Below are 15,657 nucleotides of genomic sequence, written 5' to 3' on the forward strand. Positions count from 1 at the left end.
CATGATCCTGCGTACCCTCACGGCCGCCGCCTTACTGCTCGGCGCTGTCGCCGTCCCCGCCCAGGCCGCCGCGCCGCAGCTCTGCCGTGAGGGCTTCGTCGCGCGCGCCGCCCGCCCCGCCGACAAGGTCTGCGTGACCCCCGCGACCCGGGCCCGCACCCTCGCCGACAACGCGCTCAAGCGCACCCGCTGGGTGGACGACACCCACACCTGCGAAGACGGCTACGTCTGGCGCGAGGCCTTCCACGAGGACGACGTCTGCGTCCTCCCCTCGGTCCGCGACCAGGCCAAGGCCGACAACGCCGCCGACGAGTCCCGCCAGGTCCTGGCGAAACTGTGGATCACCACCAACGCCCACCTCGTGAAGCTCAACGGCAGCCACTACAACGTCGGCCAGGTCAAGCTGTACGTCCGCCGCCTCGACGGCGACCTGGTCTGGAGCGGCGTCATCGCCGCCGCCGAGTTCCCCGGCTACCCGGGCGGCAGCTGGGGCAAGAAGACCGGCCTGCCCCACTGCACCGGCACCCCCAACGCCTACGCCCGAGCCCAGGACGCCACCTCGGGCCGCTGGTCGGCGAAGGCACCCTTGCGCGTCGGCTGTTGATGTTCGTCGGGCGTCCGCCGGGGTAGCACGGGCGTCCATGACGGAGATGCGCCGATGGCTGTTGGGACCCGATGGTGCCTTGGGCGCCCGGCTGACGGTGGCGGCCCTGGCGGCCGCGGTTCTGCTGGTCCCCTTCATGTTGCTGCTCGTTCTGGTGAAGAACGCGTTCACGCCGCTCTACCGGCTCGACCAGGGGGTGGCGGCCGATCTGCACGGGTTCGCCCTCCAGAATCCGGCCTTCGCCGATGTCATGCGGTTCATCACCGACGCGCTCGCGCCGGAGACCTGGCGGGTGCTGGTGGGCGGCGCGGCCGTCTACATGGTGCTGCGCGGGGCGCCCCGGCTGGCGATCTGGGCGATCACGACGGTGATCGCGGGTGGGGTGATCGGGCTGGCCGTGAAGGTCGCCGTTGAGCGGGCCCGGCCGATGCTGCCCGACCCGGTCTCGTGGGCGCCCGGCTGGTCGTTCCCGTCGGGGCACGCGCTCAACGCGGCGCTGGGGGCGGTCACGCTGGTGCTGGTCCTGCTGCCGGTGCTGCACGGTGTCTGGCGCACGGTCGCCTGGGTGCTGGCCGCGCTGGTGTCGGTGACGGTCGCGTTCACCCGGGTGGCCCTCGGGGTGCACTGGGTGAGCGACGTCGTGGCCGGGATGATCCTCGCGCTGGTCGTCGTGTTCGCCACGGCCGCGGGCTTCGAGGCCTGGCGGCGAAGGATGGGCCGCCGCCCGGTCGAACCCCACTTGGAAGGCATCGAACCGGAGATCGTCACGCCGAACGGCCGGGGCGAACTCCGATGACCACCTCATCAGAAAAACGTCGAGCCCGAGATGGGAGCCCCCGATGGTGACGACGAGTCCCGCCCCCTCCGTTCCGGCGAAGCATCCCTGGCAGCGGGTCGACTTCAAGGAGGTCGGGCGGCGGATCCTGCTTCCCCTGTTCGCCTTACTCGTCGCCACGCTCGGGACCGGGCTGCTGCTCGTCAACGTGCTGGGGGACAGCTGGCTGATCGAGCGGGACGAGGCGGTCAGCCGGGAGGTCGCGGGGGAGCGGTCACCGTTATGGAACGGGGTCACCGACGTCGTGTCGTCGTTCTCGGACACGCCGGTGATCGTCGTCGCCACGGCGATCTTCGCGATCGGGTTCCGGATCGCCTACAAGCGCTGGCGTGAGTCGGTCTTCCTGATCTTCGCCGTGTGGTCGCAGTCGCTGATCTTCCTGGCGTCGACCGTCATCTCACAGCGGCCCCGGCCCGAGGTCGCCCACCTCGACCCGGCGCCGCCCACCTCCAGCTGGCCCTCGGGACACACCAGCGCCGGGGTCGCCTTCTACTTCGGGGTCGCCGCCGTGCTCACCCTGCACCTGCACCGGCACGCGATCATGCGATGGGTGCTGCTGGCGATCGGCCTGGGCATCCCGCTGGGCATCGCCGCCTCGCGCCTCTATCGGGGCATGCACCACCTGACCGACGTGAGCTGGGGCTTCATGCTCGGCGCGGCCTGCGTGGCGATCCTCGCCGGAGGCGCGCTCTATCGACCCGCCCTGAAGGCCAGCGGCCGGCTGTCCACCTGATCGTCGACCGGCGCCATGGCCTGGACGTCGGCGATGGAGGCCGTCAGCAGATCGCGCAGGATCGCGTCGGGGTCGTCCACACACGCCTGTGAGACCCCCCTGACCGCGAGCTGAACGGTGTTCGGCGCGGCGTAGCGGCGGAAGCCGCGGCGGGAGACCTTGACCCCGCTGCGGAAGCCGTAGGCCCAGCGGGCCGCCTCGGGCACCAGGTCGAGCGCCTCTTTGCTGGCCGGTTCGAGACCGGGTTCCCGGCCGTCGAGGTCGGCGAGCACGTGTTCCGCGGCCAGCACCGAGACCGCGAGCGCCAGCTGGCGCTCGGCCGCGACGACCGGCAGGGCGGTCGTCGCCGCGCGCAGCGCGATGCGGACGTCGGCCCGTGGATCGGTGGTGGTGAGCCCGATCACCGACGGGATCAGCGGCGCGAGGCGCTGCCGGTTGGCGTCGGTGGTGTAGTCGTTGACCAGCCGGGCCATGGCGGCCAGCAGCGGGTGGGTGCAGGCCGGATGATCACTCCATCGCTCCCCGGCCAGGTAGGAAGCGAACTCCATGAAACACGCGCCCTTGCGCGGGTTGCGGTGCTTTCCTCGGGACAGCAGCGGGACCGCCGCCGGAAGGTGACTATGCACAGCCGCTCCATGCGATTTCGCCCAGGATGTCACTTTCCATAGTGCGCCCGGATCACGCGGATCGGAAGGCCCCCCACCGATGGCGGCCCCACTCAGTGGACGTCAGCCCCCGCTCTTGCGGCGGAACGAACGTTTGCCGCCGGCGGCTTCATGCGTGCCGTGGATCTTCGAAGACCCACGAGCGCCCTTCCCGTTGCGGTCGGACTGCGCCTGACGCTTACGGTCGAGCGCCTCCCGGAACTTGCGCTTGAGATCGTCTTCCGTGGTCTCCGCGTCGGTGACCCCGTCAGCCGACTCGTCGATCACCTCCGCCTCGACGGCGGACTCGGGCGTGCTGTCAGACATCGGACCTCCTGGGCTGTCACTTTACCGTGACACTCCACACGGTAAGGTTCCCGCTGTGCTGGAAGCCGTCCTTCCTCCCGGGGTCGCGTGGCATGAGGCCTTCGGCGATCCCCCCGGCGCCGATCTCCATCCCGACGAGGAAGCGATGCTCGGCCACGTCGTGCCGCGCCGCCGCGCCGAGTTCGCCACCGCCCGCTGGTGCGCCCGCCAGGCCCTGTCCTCTTTCGGCCACGGTTCCGCGCCCGTCCTGCGCGGCCCGAAACGCGAACCCGTGTGGCCGAAGGGCATCGTGGGCAGCCTCACCCACTGTGACGGCTACCGGGGCGCCGCCGTGGCCACCGACGACGTGGCGGTCTCGATCGGCATCGACGCCGAGCCCGACGAACCCACCCCCGAGGGCGTGCTCGGCGTGGTCTCGCTGCCCGAGGAGCGGGTCGTGATCGCGGCCCTGACGGCCGACGACCCGTCGGTGGCCTGGGACCGGCTGCTGTTCAGCGCCAAGGAGTCGGTCTACAAGGCGTGGTTCCCGATCACCGGGCGCTGGCTGGGGTTCGAAGACGCCCATGTGACCTTTGATGAGGGTGGGTTTACCGCCAGGATCCTCATCGACTCGCCCCTACCGGCGTTCCGGGGCCGCTGGGTGGCCCGGGGCGGGCTCATCGTCACCTCCGTGGTGGTGCAGGCGTAATGTCGCTTATGTGCGAGTGATCGTGTTCGGGGCGACCGGAATGGTCGGCCAGGGGGTCCTGCGGGAATGCCTGCTCGCCCCCGACGTGTCCGAGGTGCTCGTCGTGGGGCGCACGCCCACCGGCGTCACCGACCCGAAACTGACCGAAGTGATCGCCAACGTGTCGCGCCCGTCCGGGTACGCGACGTTTCTCCAGGGGTACGACGCCGTCTTCTTCTGCATCGGGGTCAGCTCCAGCGGGATGAAAGAGGCCGACTACCGGCGGGTGACGTACACACTGACCACCGATGTGGCCCGCACGCTGCGGCGCGATGTGGTCTTCGTGTACGTCTCGGCGCAGGGCACCGACCCTCATGGGCACCGGATGTGGGCCCGGGTGAAGGGTGAGACCGAGAACGCGCTGTTCGAGCGGTTCGACCGGGCCTACGCGATGCGTCCCGGCTTCATCCGCGCGATGCACGGCGCGGTGAGCAAGACGCCCGCCTACCGGGTCATGTACAAGATCGGCAGCCCGATCTGGCCGGTCTTCACGCGGCTCTTCCCGAAGATGGTCACCTCCACGGAGGAGATCGGCCGGGCCATGCTGACCCTGGCGCGCGGAGAGAAAAACGCACCAAAAATCCTGTATGCGACCGGTATCAACCGACTCGCCCGGATGTGAAAGGCTTCGGTGCCATGGAACGCATTTGTGTCACCGGTGCCGCCGGTAAGGCCGGCAAAGTGGTCGTCGCCTACCTGCGCGAACACGGCTACGACGTGGTCGCCACCGACCTCGCCGGCCCCGGCGTGCTGGCCGCCGACCTGACGGATTACGGGCAGGCCGTCGAAGTCCTCGAAGGCTGCACGGCCGTCGTCCACCTGGCCAACATCCCCGCGCCCGGCCTGGCCACCCCGGCGATCACCTTCCAGCGCAACGTGACCATGAACGCCAACGTGTTCCTGGCGGCGGCCGCCCTGAAGCTGCGCCGCGTGGTCTGGGCCTCCAGCGAGACCACGCTGGGCCTGCCCTTCGACGACGACCCCCGCTACGCCCCGGTCGACGAGGCCCACTATCCGGTGCCGACCTCGACCTACGCCCTGTCGAAGGTCGTGACCGAGACGACCGCCGAACACGTGTCGGCCTGGTCGGGCATCCCGTTCGTGGCGCTGCGGATCTCCAACATCCATCTGGTCGAGGACTACGCGAACGTCCCGTCGTACTGGGACAGCGCGGCCTCCCGCCGCTGGAACCTCTGGGGTTACGTCGACGCGCGCGACGTGGCCCAGGCCTGCCGCGTGGGCCTGGAGGCCGAGGTCACCGGGGCCGAGAGCTTCGTGATCGCGGCCGCCGACACGATCATGAACCGCCCGTCGGCCGACCTGCTCCGCGAGGAGTTCCCCGGCGTCGAGCTGACCCACGACGTGGGCGAGTTCGGCACGCTGCTGTCGATCGACAAGGCCAGGAAGGTGCTCGGCTACAACCCGGAGCACTCGTGGCGTGACCATGTGAGCTGAGCGGTCGTGGCGCCCGAGGGCAGGCGGGAGCCGTAAAGAAAAAGGCTTTTAAGGCTTTTAACGGCCCGCCTGCCGGAAGGCCCGTTCTGTGCCCTCTTCGATCGCTGGCAGCAGCAGGAACAGGTCGATGATCCGGGCCAGCCGGGTCACCTCGGTGCGGTGGAAGGCGGGCCCCTCGGCGCGGGCCAGCAGCAGGGTCAGCGCCAGCGGGGGCAGCGGCGCGTGGACGACGTGGACGCCCCCCTCCAGCGTCGCCGCCACCGGGCGGGACGGCGCGAGCTCGGGGAACCTGATCGACTCGGGCGCCCGCCAGCTCGAACAGACCACCTCGCAGGCGCGCTCGGTCGCGCAGGCGGCCCAGTCGGCGCTGAACATCACCGGCATCGCGTCGACCAAGGTGGCCAGCGCGCGGTCTCCGGCGGTGGTCAGGAACTTGAGGATCTCCAGCTCGGGGTAGGTGCCGGGGGCCTCCCGGGTGGCCCAGACCCCCTCGACCTTGATGTCGGGGATCTCGTCGAGCGCGCGGATGAGATGCTCGCGCGGGGCGGTGTCGGGCCAGGCGATCGTGAAGTCGTCGACCGCGCGTTCGTCGCCCCGGTCGAGCACGACGACCTGGATGATGTCGGCCCCCGCGACACCGAGGGCCTGCGTGACGGTGCCCAGGGCACCGGGACGGTCTGGCAGTGCGATCCGTAGCCGCAGCAGCATGTGATCAGGCTAATGCACCGGTCACTTCTTCCCGTGAAGGACAATGAGAGGATGAAAATCGGGTCGCTCGACGTCTGGCCCCCCGTGGTGCTGGCCCCCATGGCGGGCATCACCAACCGCGCCTACCGCACCCTCTGCCGTGAGCAGGGCGGTGGCCTGTTCGTGTGCGAGATGATCACCTCGCGGGCGCTGGTCGAACGCAACCCGCTGACCTACGAGATGATCCGTTTCGGGCCGACAGAGACGCCCCGCAGCATCCAGCTCTACGGCGTCGACCCGGTGATCATGGGCCGGGCCGCCAAGATGATCGTCGACGAAGACCTGGCCGACCACATCGACCTCAATTTCGGCTGTCCCGTGCCGAAGGTGACGCGGCGGGGCGGCGGCGCGGCGGTGCCGTACAAGCGGCGGTTGCTGCGGTCGATCATCCGCGAGGTCGTTGCCAGCGCGGGCCCGCTGCCGGTGACCGTGAAGATGCGCAAGGGCATCGACGAAGACCACCTGACCTACCTCGACGCCGGCCGGATCGCCGCCGAGGAGGGCGTCCAGGCCGTCGCGCTGCACGCCCGCACCGCCCGCCAGCACTACGGCGGCTTCGCCGACTGGGACGCCATCACCCGGCTGCGCGAGGTCGTCCCCGCCGACGTTCCGGTGCTGGGCAACGGCGACATCTGGACCGCCGACGACGCCCTGCGGATGGTCGCCCAGACCGGCTGCGACGGCGTCGTGATCGGGCGCGGCTGCCTCGGGCGGCCGTGGCTGTTCCGCGATCTGGAGAACGCGTTCAACGGATCGCCCGAGCGCGCCGAGCCCCGCCTCGGCGAGGTGGTGACCATGCTGCTGCGCCACGCCGAGCTCCTGGTCGAGGTGATGGGTTCGGAGAAGCACGGCGTCTCCGACTTCCGCAAGCACGTCGGCTGGTATCTGAAGGCGTTCTCGGTCGGTGCCGAGACCCGGCGGCTGACCGCCCAGGCCTCCAGCCTCGACGAGCTGCGGGAGCGGCTGTCCGGGCTCGACCTCGACCAGCCGTGGCCGGGCGAGGCCGCCGACGGGCCGCGCGGGAAGAGCGGGGAGCGCGACAAGGTCTCGCTGCCGGTGGGCTGGCTCGACGACCCCGACGACTTCGCCGTGCCCGAGGTCGAAGACGCACTTTCCGGCGGTTGATAGGCAGTTTATAGATTCGTGACTTATCGTGCTTGCATGCGTCGCAGATCGGCTGTCGCCGCCGTGTTCACGGTGGCCCTGTTGGCTGCGCCCGCGAGCGCGGCCGCGGGCGGACCGGTGACGACCCTGACCCCGACCGGGGGCCGGGCGATTTACGACCAGGGCGTGCTCGACGTGTGGGACACCGAGGCCGACGGCCACGCGGTCCGGACCTACGTCGGCGTCGGGGGCGTGGGCCAGGGGTTCGACGAGAACACCGGTGGCGCGGGCACGGTCGTCCGGCACTACCTGAAGCCTGCGGAGGGTGCCGACGTGGCGTTGCAGACCTGCCGGCTGACGGGGACCTTCGTGTCCGACTGCGGTGCGGTGGGAGGCTAATGAACCACCTGGGAAGGCGTGCCACGAAGCCGGCCTTGCGTGTGGCGGGCCGGTTCGTCGTTGTCCGCCGCAGCTCTGTGGGGGGCTGATCTTGCGCATACTGCTCGCCGCTCTCGCGCTCACCGGCACGTTGAACGGGTCCGCGCTCGTCGAACGTCCTCCGCTCGTGCAGAACCTCTGGCCGCAGGCCGTGCACGTCATTCCGGCCGTGCTGGCCGACGGGCGGGCCGTCACGCCCCGGCTGTTCCTCGACGACGACACCCTGCTGCTGACCGCGGCCAAGGGGTTCGAGCGGGCCGAGGCGCTGGTGGCGTACAAGCTGACGAACGGGGAGACCACCGAGCTGGCCGACCTTCCGCTGCCGCCCCGGACCGTGGTGCACCCTTCGGGCGTGGCCGCAGGGGCCGGGCACATCGCCTGGTGGACGGCCCGGCGTGACGGCACCGGGCGGGTCGGGGAGATCTGGGCGGTGCCCGTCGAGGGCGGCGACCCGGTGGCCATCGCGGCGTTCGCGCTGACCGGGACCGTGACCGGCCTGGAGCTGACGGCCCAGGGCGTGGTCTGGTCGACCGACTCCGGGGGCGTGTGGCGGGTGCCCTATGAGGGCGGGCGGCCGACCGCCGTGCCGGGGACTACTGGGCAGCACGTGCTGAAGTGGCCGTGGGTGGGGTCGCCCGCGCGTGAGTTCACCACGGCGATCAACCTGGAGACGGGGGAGCGGCGGGCCACCCGGGCCGGGTCGCTGTGCGGGGTCAACCTGTGTGTGGGGCCCGATCGGCTGGCGTCGGCGCGGTCGGGGGCGGGGTTGCGGGCGACCAAGCTGACCGATCCGCCGGTTTCGCGCCCGGCGCGGGACCGGTTCGTCACGTCGAGCACTCTGGCGGGGCCGGGGGAGGTCTGGGCGGGGCTCTACGACCTGGTGTCGGGGCAGGTGGCCGATCTCGGGGTGAAACCGCTGCCGGCGCGGGGGGTGCAGGCGGGCGGGGTCGCGATTCCGGTGCCCGCGTCCGACGACCGGTTGCTGAGTTACCAGCAGGACGGGCGTTATGTGGTCGTCGACCTGGCCAAGGCCGGAAGCTAGTCTTCGAGCGCTACCTGGGCGATGGCGATCGATCGGACCTGGGGGTTTTCGTACAGGGTCGCCACCGTCTCCACACCTGACGTTTTCATGATGACGCCGCGAATCCGGTGCTGTTTCGCGAGTTTTCTCAACTCGATGAGGTCCAGCCCCACTTGGGCGAGAACGCCTCGGTCTTCTTCGCGGAGAAGAGATACCCACTGCCGGAATTGGGCCGTCGCCGAGAGGGCGTCGCAGCGAGGCAGGGCGACCTCCTCGCAGTTGTGGTTGTTCCGCCACGAGACGGGCTTGCGGCCCTCGGCGACCAGTCGGAAACGTTCCGCCATATCCGGCGTCACGCGGCTGTCGGCCTCGTGCCACGCGCTGGACGGGACCAGTGTCCCGACGAGGATCAGCGCCGCCGCGAGGCCGCCCATGCGAAACAGTCGCCCACGGAATCCGCTCATTCCATGAATTGTCCTCCGGCGGAGGACGATCAGAGGCGGTTGATGCCCACCACGTGGAGCACCGCCGAGCCCTCCTCGTCGGACGCCGCCAGGTCGACATCCGCCGCGACCCCCCAGTCGCCGTCTCCGTTGGGGTCCTCGATGACCTGGCGCACCCGCCACACCCCGGCCTCCTCCTCGATCCGGAGGAAGGCCGGGCCGCGCGCCGACGGCCCGGTGCCGATCGTGTCGTGTTCGTCGTAGTAGGCGTCGAGCCCGGCCGCCCAGTCGACATCCGGATACATCTCTTCGAGCGTCTCCTGCTGGTCCAACGCCGCGAGCTCGACCATCCGGAACATCGCGTTCCGCACCAGCACGCGGAACGCGCGGGCGTTCGCGGTGACGGGACGCAGCTTCGACTCCAGTTCGTCGCGCTGCTCCAGGGCCTCGGACGGGTTCGCCAGCTTCTCCCACTCGTCGATCAGGCTGGAGTCGACCTGGCGGATCAGTTCGCCCAGCCACTCGATGAGGTCGATCAGGTCTTCGGTCTTCATGTGCTCGGGGACCGTGCGGGACAGCGCGCGGTAGGCGTCGGCCAGGTAGCGCAGCACCGTCCCCTCGGAGCGGGACAGTTCGTAGAAGCCGATGTAGTCGGTGAAGGTCATCGCGCGTTCGTACATGTCGCGGATGATGGCCTTCGGGCTGACCGTGTGGTCGCCGACCCACGGGTGTCCCTGCCGGTAGGTCTCGTAGGCGCCGAACAGCAGCGCCTCCAGGGGCATCGGGTAGGTGATCTCCTGGAGGAGCTCCATGCGCTCCTCGTATTCGATGCCGTCGGCCTTCATCTGGGCGACCGCCTCGCCCCTGGCCTTGTTGAGCTGGGCGTGCAGGATCTGCCGGGGGTCGTCGAGGGTCGACTCGACCACGCTGACGACGTCGAGGGCGTAGGTCGGGCTGTCGGGGGCGAGGAGTTCGAAGGTGGCCAGGGCGAAGGTGGACAGCGCCTGGTTGAGGGCGAAGTCCTGCTGGAGGTCGACGGTCAGGCGGGCGTAGCGGCCCTGGTCGTCGGGTTCCTTCAGCGTCTCGACGATGCCGCCGGCCAGCAGGGAGCGGTAGATCGCGATGGCGTGGCTGATGTGCCGTCGCTGGTTCTTGCGCTCCTCGTGGTTGTCGGTCAGCAGGCGCTTCATCGCGTCGTAGCAGTTGCCCGGACGGTTGATGACGGCCAGCAGCATCGCGTTGGAGACCTTGAAACGGCTGGTCAGCGGCTCGGGTTCGGCCGTCTGGAGCTTCTCGAAGGTCTCCTCGTTCCAGTTGACGAAGCCCTCCGGCGGCTTCTTGCGGGCGTAGCCGCGTCGCCGTTTCGGGTCGTCGCCGATCTTCGCCAGGGCGCGTTCGTTTTCGATCACGTGGTCGGGGGCCTGGCAGGAGACGTAGCCGATCACGTCGAAGCCCGCCCGGCCCGCGCGGCCGGCGATCTGGTGGAACTCACGGGCGCGCAGGCGGCGCACGCGGTTGCCGTCGTATTTGGTCAGCGCGGTGAACAGGACCGTGCGGATCGGGACGTTCACGCCGACGCCGAGGGTGTCGGTGCCGCAGATGACCTTCAGGAGACCGGCCTGGGCGAGCTTCTCGACGAGACGGCGGTATTTCGGCAGCATGCCCGCGTGGTGGACGCCGATCCCGTGGCGTACAAGACGGGAGAGGGCGCGGCCGAACTTGGTCGTGAAGCGGAAGTTGCCGATCAGGGCCGCGATGGCCTCCTTCTCGGGCTTGCTGCACATGTTGATGCTCATCAGCGCCTGCGCGCGCTCCATCGCGGCGGCCTGGGTGAAGTGCACGACGTAGACGGGGGCCTGTCCGGTCGACAGGAACTCCTCCAGCGTCTCGTGCAGGGGCGTCATTCTGTACGAATAGACCAGCGGCACCGGCCGCTCGGAATGTTTCACCACGGCCGTCGGGCGGCCGGTGCGGCGGGTGAGGTCCTTCTCGAAGCGGGTGACGTCGCCGAGCGTCGCCGACATGATCACGAACTGGGCCTGCGGGAGCTCCAGCAGCGGGACCTGCCAGGCCCAGCCCCGGTCGGGCTCGGCGTAGAAGTGGAACTCGTCCATGATGACCATGCCGACGTCGGCCTCGCGGCCCTCGGCGAGCGCGACCTGGGCGAGGATCTCGGCGGTGCAGCAGATGATCGGGGCGTCGGCGTTGACCGAGGCGTCGCCCGTCATCATGCCGACGTTCTCGGTGCCGAAGACGGCGCACAGGTCGAAGAACTTCTCCGAGACCAGCGCCTTGATCGGGGCGGTGTAGAAGCTCACCTGGTTGTTGGCGAGCGCGGCGAAGTGGGCGCCCGCGGCGACCAGCGACTTGCCCGAGCCGGTGGGGGTGGACAGGATCAGGTTGCTTCCCGTGACCACCTCCATCAGCGCCTCCTCCTGCGCCGGATAGAGCGTGAGCCCGCGCTCTTCGTTCCAGGCGGCGAACGCCTCGAAGAGGGAATCAGGGTCGGGGGTGCGCGGCAGGCGCTCGATCAGGCTCACCGCTCTATCCTGCCCCGAAGTGATGGGGGAGCGAAAACGAGTGTTCGTACAAGATCGGGAAAGTCCGCGTGTCAGGGGGGTCGCCGCCCGCCGGGAGCGTCGACATTGGCGGGATGCGGGAGACGATCGACCGGTGGCGGGAGGGCTGGGACTCCCTCGATCAGGAGCGGCGGAACCGGGTCGTCGACGTCGCCCTGGCCGCCACGCTCCTGGTCTACACGCTGCCTCCGGCGCTGGTCGATCCCAACGACTCCGCGATCGCGGCCCCGACCTGGGTGGCCACGGCGAGCGCGGCGGTGGCGTCGCTGGCCATGCTGGTGCGGCGGCGGTGGGCGGGGCCCTCGCTGGTGTTCTCGCTGGTCTGCTACCTGCTGACCGCCCAGGCGATGCCGGTGTCGATCTCCGCCTACGCCATGACCGCCCACCGGACGGTGCGCTGGTGGCAGGCGGTGGCGGCGGTCATGACCGTGGGGTTCGCGCTCGGGAACTACTACCAGCCGCACGAGAACCCCAACGTGCTGGTCAGCGTGGTGCGGGCCGTCACCACCGTGTACGTCGCCGCGGTGCTCGGCACCTGGGTGCGCGGCTACCGTGACCTGATCCAGAGGCTGACGGACGACGTCCACCTCAGAGAAGAAAATGCCGCCGCGCGGGAGCGCAGGCGGATCGCGGCCGAGCTGCACGACACCGTGACCCACGCCGTGACGGTGATGGTGCTCAAGGCCGGGATGATCCAGGAGGACACCGACGCGGAGGACAACCCCGCGCTGGCCAGGGACATCGAAGACCAGGGTGTCCGCGCCCTCACGGAACTGCGCGAGCTGCTGACCGTGCTGCGCGCGGGCGACCTCCCGGCATCGGCCCAGGGCGTCGACGCCATCCCGCAGCTCGTGGCCGACAGCAACACCACCGGTCAGCGGGTGGAACTGAACTTCGCGATCCAGGGTGTACGCCTGTCGCGCAGCATCGAGCACGCCGCCTACCGCGTGGTGCAGGAAGGGCTCAACAACGCCCGCAAGCACGCGCCCCGGGCGACCGTCACGGTGACGGGCACCATCTCCGACGACCAGCTCGTGATCGTCATCCACAACGCGGCGGGTCCGCCGCGCGGGATGGTGTTCGGGGAGTCCGGTTACGGGCTGGCGGGCCTGCGCGAGCGGATCATGCTGGTCGGCGGGACGCTCGCGGCGGGCGCGAGCTCCGGAGGGTTCACCCTGACCGCGCGAATCCCGGTCGTTCCAACAGTTCCCGAACCGTCCTGAGCGCCTCCTGGGCGCCGGTGCCCGGGATGGGGACGTACATGATCAATCGCTGGCCCGAATCGGGGATGTCGAGGATCTGCCTGCGCACGTCGATCTCCCCGACGACCGCATGGAGCAACTGTTTGCGCAGCTCACGGCGGATCTCGACGTCGTGCGCGGCCCAGAGCCCGGCGAAGAGGGGGCTGCCCGCGGTCAGCTCGGCGACCAGCTCCCGCAGCTCCGGACGGGTCGCCGTGGCCGCCCTGAGTTCGCGCACGGCCGCCGCGGCGAACGAGTCGGCGTAGCGGCAGACCTCGTGGTGGAGGGGGCCGGAGAAGATGCCGCGCATCTCGTTGCCGCCGACCTTCAGGTAGGGGATCAGGTGCAGCGCCAGCGGGTTGGCGGCCAGGATGTCGAACCCGTCGTCGAGGACGTAGGCGGGAACGTCGGTCAGCGTGGCGAGGAGCTCCTGGATTCCCTGCCGGGGCGCCTTCGCGGTGCGTGCCGGGCCGTCGCCGGGGGCCTCTCCCGCGAAATGCCGGTGTCCAGGCACCTCGCCGGCCAGGTGGTAGAGGTGGGCGCGTTCGTCGCCGTTGAGCATGAGGGCGCGGGCCAGCGCGTTGAGCACCTGCCGGGACGGGTGCGGCCCCCGGCCCTGTTCCAGGCGGATGTAGTAGTCGATCGACATCCCGGCCAGCTCGGCGACCTCCTGCCGCCGCAGCCCCTCGGTCCGCCGCCGGGCGCCGTCGGGCAGCCCCACATCGCGGGGCTTCAGCCGGGCGCGCCGGGTGCGGAGGAAGTCGGCCAGCCCGTTTCTGTCCATGAACCGATTTTTCCTCTTATTGGGACGGCGTGGGTGGTACCGCCGATCCCAGCCTCCGGCGTTCTCTCGTGCCCATGACGCGTTCCGGCCACGCTGGGCCGCATGACAACAGCACTCATCACCGGCGCGAACAAGGGAATCGGCTTCGAGACCGCCCGACTCCTGGCGGAGCGGGGCGTGACCGTCGTGATCGGCTCCCGGGATCCGCGCAAGGGGGAGGAGGCCGCCGCCCGCATCGGCTCGGGGGCGGTCTCCGTCGAGCTCGACGTGACCTCGCAGGCGACGATCGACGCCGCCGCCGCGTTCGTCGAGGAGCGGTTCGGCTCGCTCGACATCCTGGTCAACAACGCCGGGATCGCCCTGGGCGGCCCGCCCACCGAGACCCCGCTCAGCCTCATGCGCGACCTGTTCGAGGTCAACGTCTACGGTGTCGTCGCGGTCACCAACGCCATGGTCCCGCTCCTGCGGAAGTCACCGGCCGCGCGGGTCGTGATGGTCTCCAGCGAGGTCGGCAGCTTGACCCGCACGCTCGACCCGGCCACGCCGTGGTACACGATGAACGGGCTGGCCTACCAGTCGTCCAAGACGGCGCTGAACATGGTCACCGTGACGTACGCCAAGGAGCTGGCCCCGATCAAGGTCAACGCGATCTGCCCCGGCTACTGCGCGACCGATCTCAACGGGTTCTCCGCGACCCGACCGGCCGCGATGGGTGCGGCCGTGTCGGTGTCGATGGCCCTGCTCGGCGACGACGGCCCCACAGGCACGTTCGTCAACGAGGAGGGTGTGCTGGCCTGGTGATCAGATGCGCTCGATGACGACGACGGGGATCTCCCTGTCGGTCTTCTTCGTGTATTCGTCGTACTGAGGCCAGGCGGCGGTCATCACGCGCCACATGTCGGGCTTCTCCTCCGGGGTGGCGGTCCGGGCGCGGGCGCGGAACTTGTCGCTCCCGACCTGGAACCCCACCTCGGGGTTCGCCTGAAGGTTCAGGTACCACTCGGGCGCCGCGTCGGCGCCGCCCTTGGAGGCGACGATCAGATAGTCGTCGCCGTACGTCTGGTAGATCAGCGGTGTCGTGTGCTCGTTGCCGGTGCGGCGACCCGTGGTGGTCAGCAGTGCCGCCGTGGTGCCCTGCCAGTCGTGACCCTCGGCGCCGTCTGTGGCCTGGTAACGCTCGACGTGTTCCTTACCGAAAAGCATGTGGAATCACCTACCCTTTCGGGCGGATCAACCCGCGTCCGACTCGATCAATTCCAGGGCAACCTTCAATGAGGTCTCGTAGCGCTGGTCTTCGTCGATCTCCTGGCCGGGGAGCATGAAGCCCACGGCGTGGATGGCGAACAGCGCGAGGCCGCGCTTCAGCCGGACCTCCAGCGCGTCGTCGGGGGAGACGAGCAACTCGCTGAGTGCGACGACCTTCTCGCGCATCTGGAGCATCACCGGATGGTGCTTCATCGCCGTCGGGTTGCGCTCCATGAAGCGGGTGATGGCCCGGCCCTCGTATGCGCCCTTGGCGTAACGCTCGATGGCCTCGCGGCGCATCTGGGGCGTGACCGTGGCGTGGGCGCGGAGCTCCTCGATGATCGAGTCGAGCGAGGAGATGCGGTCGGCGATCATGCCCGCGACGATGTCTTCCTTGGTCTTGAAGTGGTAATACAGCGCCGCTTTGGTCACCCCCAGCGCCTCGGCGATCTCCCGCAGGGAGGTGGCCTCATAGCCCTGTTCGGTGAAGAGGTCGAGGGCGATCTCCTGGATGCGCGCTCGGGTGTCTCTGGGGGCGAACGCACTCTCCGTGCTCGTTCGCTCGCTCATAGTGTCGGTAGTCCTTTAATCCAACTTGACGGGCGGCTAGGACGGACCTTACCTTAACTCCGGCTACTTGCCGGTCGGCAAGTAAGTTACGGGTTAGCAAGGGGGCCCCGAAATGTCGGAAACCGCCGCCGCTCCTCCTCCGGCGCGGTCCAGAGAAGTC

19 protein-coding genes are annotated in these 15,657 nt (G+C 69.7%); 11 read left to right on the forward strand and 8 right to left on the reverse strand.

Going from position 1 to position 15,657, the window contains the following annotated elements; translation table 11 throughout:
- The first annotated feature begins 1 nt into the window (after nucleotide 1).
- The 3 genes from ACYQ78_RS29270 to ACYQ78_RS29280 are packed head-to-tail and all read left to right on the forward strand — an operon-like array spanning nucleotide 2 to nucleotide 2,172.
- Complete coding sequence (locus ACYQ78_RS29270; protein WP_459804163.1) at nucleotides 2–604, forward strand: hypothetical protein; 603 nt, start codon at nucleotides 2–4, stop codon at nucleotides 602–604.
- 46 nt (nucleotides 605–650) lie between these two features.
- Nucleotides 651–1,400, forward strand: a complete 750-nt coding sequence (locus tag ACYQ78_RS29275; protein WP_459804164.1) for a phosphatase PAP2 family protein — start codon at nucleotides 651–653, stop codon at nucleotides 1,398–1,400.
- Between the two features lie 43 nt (nucleotides 1,401–1,443).
- Nucleotides 1,444–2,172, forward strand: a complete 729-nt coding sequence (locus ACYQ78_RS29280) for a phosphatase PAP2 family protein (protein ID WP_459804165.1) — start codon at nucleotides 1,444–1,446, stop codon at nucleotides 2,170–2,172.
- Here the strand turns inward: ACYQ78_RS29280 and ACYQ78_RS29285 are convergent.
- On the reverse strand, nucleotides 2,130–2,798 hold the full coding sequence (locus ACYQ78_RS29285; protein ID WP_459804166.1) for a hypothetical protein: 669 nt from the start codon (nucleotides 2,796–2,798) through the stop codon (nucleotides 2,130–2,132). The genes ACYQ78_RS29280 and ACYQ78_RS29285 overlap by 43 nt on opposite strands.
- A 102-nt stretch (nucleotides 2,799–2,900) precedes the next feature.
- Entirely contained in the window at nucleotides 2,901–3,143 is a 243-nt protein-coding gene (locus ACYQ78_RS29290; protein WP_459804167.1) for a DUF5302 domain-containing protein, read from the reverse strand.
- Between the two features lie 55 nt (nucleotides 3,144–3,198).
- On the opposite strand from ACYQ78_RS29290, the gene ACYQ78_RS29295 reads away from it, so the two are divergent.
- Genes ACYQ78_RS29295 through ACYQ78_RS29305 form a run of 3 tightly spaced genes read left to right on the forward strand, consistent with a single transcriptional unit; the run spans nucleotide 3,199 to nucleotide 5,325 of the window.
- Entirely contained in the window at nucleotides 3,199–3,831 is a 633-nt protein-coding gene (locus ACYQ78_RS29295; protein WP_459804168.1) for a 4'-phosphopantetheinyl transferase family protein, read from the forward strand.
- A 10-nt stretch (nucleotides 3,832–3,841) separates the two neighbouring features.
- Complete coding sequence (locus ACYQ78_RS29300) at nucleotides 3,842–4,492, forward strand: NAD(P)H-binding protein (protein ID WP_459804169.1); 651 nt, start codon at nucleotides 3,842–3,844, stop codon at nucleotides 4,490–4,492.
- 14 nt (nucleotides 4,493–4,506) lie between these two features.
- Nucleotides 4,507–5,325, forward strand: a complete 819-nt coding sequence (locus ACYQ78_RS29305; RefSeq protein WP_459804170.1) for an NAD-dependent epimerase/dehydratase family protein — start codon at nucleotides 4,507–4,509, stop codon at nucleotides 5,323–5,325.
- A gap of 57 nt (nucleotides 5,326–5,382) precedes the next feature.
- Here the strand turns inward: ACYQ78_RS29305 and ACYQ78_RS29310 are convergent, their stop codons facing one another.
- Entirely contained in the window at nucleotides 5,383–6,033 is a 651-nt protein-coding gene (locus tag ACYQ78_RS29310; protein ID WP_459804171.1) for an ACT domain-containing protein, read from the reverse strand.
- A 51-nt stretch (nucleotides 6,034–6,084) separates the two neighbouring features.
- Between ACYQ78_RS29310 and dusB the strand changes: the two genes are divergently transcribed.
- From dusB to ACYQ78_RS29325, 3 genes are all read left to right on the forward strand, one after another.
- Nucleotides 6,085–7,197 carry a tRNA dihydrouridine synthase DusB gene (gene dusB, locus ACYQ78_RS29315; RefSeq protein WP_459804172.1) on the forward strand — a complete coding sequence of 371 codons (1,113 nt, stop codon included), beginning with the start codon at nucleotides 6,085–6,087 and terminating at the stop codon, nucleotides 7,195–7,197.
- 36 nt (nucleotides 7,198–7,233) lie between these two features.
- Complete coding sequence (locus tag ACYQ78_RS29320; RefSeq protein ID WP_459804173.1) at nucleotides 7,234–7,575, forward strand: hypothetical protein; 342 nt, start codon at nucleotides 7,234–7,236, stop codon at nucleotides 7,573–7,575.
- 91 nt (nucleotides 7,576–7,666) lie between these two features.
- Entirely contained in the window at nucleotides 7,667–8,656 is a 990-nt protein-coding gene (locus tag ACYQ78_RS29325; protein WP_459804174.1) for a hypothetical protein, read from the forward strand.
- On the opposite strand, the gene ACYQ78_RS29330 is transcribed toward ACYQ78_RS29325, so the two are convergent.
- Both ACYQ78_RS29330 and ACYQ78_RS29335 read right to left on the reverse strand, forming a co-directional pair.
- Nucleotides 8,653–9,099 carry a hypothetical protein gene (locus tag ACYQ78_RS29330; protein ID WP_459804175.1) on the reverse strand — a complete coding sequence of 149 codons (447 nt, stop codon included), beginning with the start codon at nucleotides 9,097–9,099 and terminating at the stop codon, nucleotides 8,653–8,655. The genes ACYQ78_RS29325 and ACYQ78_RS29330 overlap by 4 nt on opposite strands.
- 29 nt (nucleotides 9,100–9,128) lie before the next feature.
- Nucleotides 9,129–11,618 (reverse strand): DEAD/DEAH box helicase, encoded by a 2,490-nt coding sequence (locus tag ACYQ78_RS29335; RefSeq protein WP_459804176.1) that lies wholly within the window; start codon nucleotides 11,616–11,618, stop codon nucleotides 9,129–9,131.
- A gap of 113 nt (nucleotides 11,619–11,731) precedes the next feature.
- Here ACYQ78_RS29335 and ACYQ78_RS29340 point away from each other — a divergent pair, with 113 nt between their 5' ends.
- Nucleotides 11,732–12,880 (forward strand): sensor histidine kinase, encoded by a 1,149-nt coding sequence (locus ACYQ78_RS29340; protein WP_459804177.1) that lies wholly within the window; start codon nucleotides 11,732–11,734, stop codon nucleotides 12,878–12,880.
- Here the strand turns inward: ACYQ78_RS29340 and ACYQ78_RS29345 are convergent.
- Nucleotides 12,828–13,682: a helix-turn-helix transcriptional regulator gene (locus tag ACYQ78_RS29345; RefSeq protein WP_459804178.1), complete on the reverse strand. Its 855-nt coding sequence runs from the start codon at nucleotides 13,680–13,682 to the stop codon at nucleotides 12,828–12,830. The genes ACYQ78_RS29340 and ACYQ78_RS29345 overlap by 53 nt on opposite strands.
- A gap of 102 nt (nucleotides 13,683–13,784) precedes the next feature.
- On the opposite strand from ACYQ78_RS29345, the gene ACYQ78_RS29350 reads away from it, so the two are divergent.
- Nucleotides 13,785–14,483, forward strand: a complete 699-nt coding sequence (locus ACYQ78_RS29350; protein WP_459804179.1) for an SDR family oxidoreductase — start codon at nucleotides 13,785–13,787, stop codon at nucleotides 14,481–14,483.
- Here the strand turns inward: ACYQ78_RS29350 and ACYQ78_RS29355 are convergent, their stop codons facing one another.
- Nucleotides 14,484–14,885, reverse strand: coding sequence for a nitroreductase family deazaflavin-dependent oxidoreductase (locus ACYQ78_RS29355; protein ID WP_459804180.1), 402 nt, complete (start codon nucleotides 14,883–14,885; stop codon nucleotides 14,484–14,486). It lies immediately after the preceding gene.
- A gap of 27 nt (nucleotides 14,886–14,912) precedes the next feature.
- Nucleotides 14,913–15,497 (reverse strand): TetR/AcrR family transcriptional regulator, encoded by a 585-nt coding sequence (locus ACYQ78_RS29360; protein ID WP_459804181.1) that lies wholly within the window; start codon nucleotides 15,495–15,497, stop codon nucleotides 14,913–14,915.
- Nucleotides 15,498–15,657 lie beyond the last annotated feature (160 nt).

Source organism: Herbidospora sp. RD11066, assembly GCF_054661255.1.

Coding starts and splice junctions, on each gene's coding strand:
- dusB (WP_459804172.1), top strand. CDS start 6,085: ATGAAAATCGGGTCGCTCGACGTCTGGCCCCCCGTGGTGCTGGCCCCC.
- ACYQ78_RS29310 (WP_459804171.1), bottom strand. CDS start 6,033: ATGCTGCTGCGGCTACGGATCGCACTGCCAGACCGTCCCGGTGCCCTG.
- ACYQ78_RS29360 (WP_459804181.1), bottom strand. CDS start 15,497: ATGAGCGAGCGAACGAGCACGGAGAGTGCGTTCGCCCCCAGAGACACC.
- ACYQ78_RS29355 (WP_459804180.1), bottom strand. CDS start 14,885: ATGCTTTTCGGTAAGGAACACGTCGAGCGTTACCAGGCCACAGACGGC.
- ACYQ78_RS29330 (WP_459804175.1), bottom strand. CDS start 9,099: ATGAGCGGATTCCGTGGGCGACTGTTTCGCATGGGCGGCCTCGCGGCG.
- ACYQ78_RS29350 (WP_459804179.1), top strand. CDS start 13,785: ATGACAACAGCACTCATCACCGGCGCGAACAAGGGAATCGGCTTCGAG.
- ACYQ78_RS29290 (WP_459804167.1), bottom strand. CDS start 3,143: ATGTCTGACAGCACGCCCGAGTCCGCCGTCGAGGCGGAGGTGATCGAC.
- ACYQ78_RS29280 (WP_459804165.1), top strand. CDS start 1,444: ATGGTGACGACGAGTCCCGCCCCCTCCGTTCCGGCGAAGCATCCCTGG.
- ACYQ78_RS29340 (WP_459804177.1), top strand. CDS start 11,732: ATGCGGGAGACGATCGACCGGTGGCGGGAGGGCTGGGACTCCCTCGAT.
- ACYQ78_RS29320 (WP_459804173.1), top strand. CDS start 7,234: ATGCGTCGCAGATCGGCTGTCGCCGCCGTGTTCACGGTGGCCCTGTTG.
- ACYQ78_RS29305 (WP_459804170.1), top strand. CDS start 4,507: ATGGAACGCATTTGTGTCACCGGTGCCGCCGGTAAGGCCGGCAAAGTG.
- ACYQ78_RS29270 (WP_459804163.1), top strand. CDS start 2: ATGATCCTGCGTACCCTCACGGCCGCCGCCTTACTGCTCGGCGCTGTC.
- ACYQ78_RS29345 (WP_459804178.1), bottom strand. CDS start 13,682: ATGGACAGAAACGGGCTGGCCGACTTCCTCCGCACCCGGCGCGCCCGG.
- ACYQ78_RS29275 (WP_459804164.1), top strand. CDS start 651: ATGCGCCGATGGCTGTTGGGACCCGATGGTGCCTTGGGCGCCCGGCTG.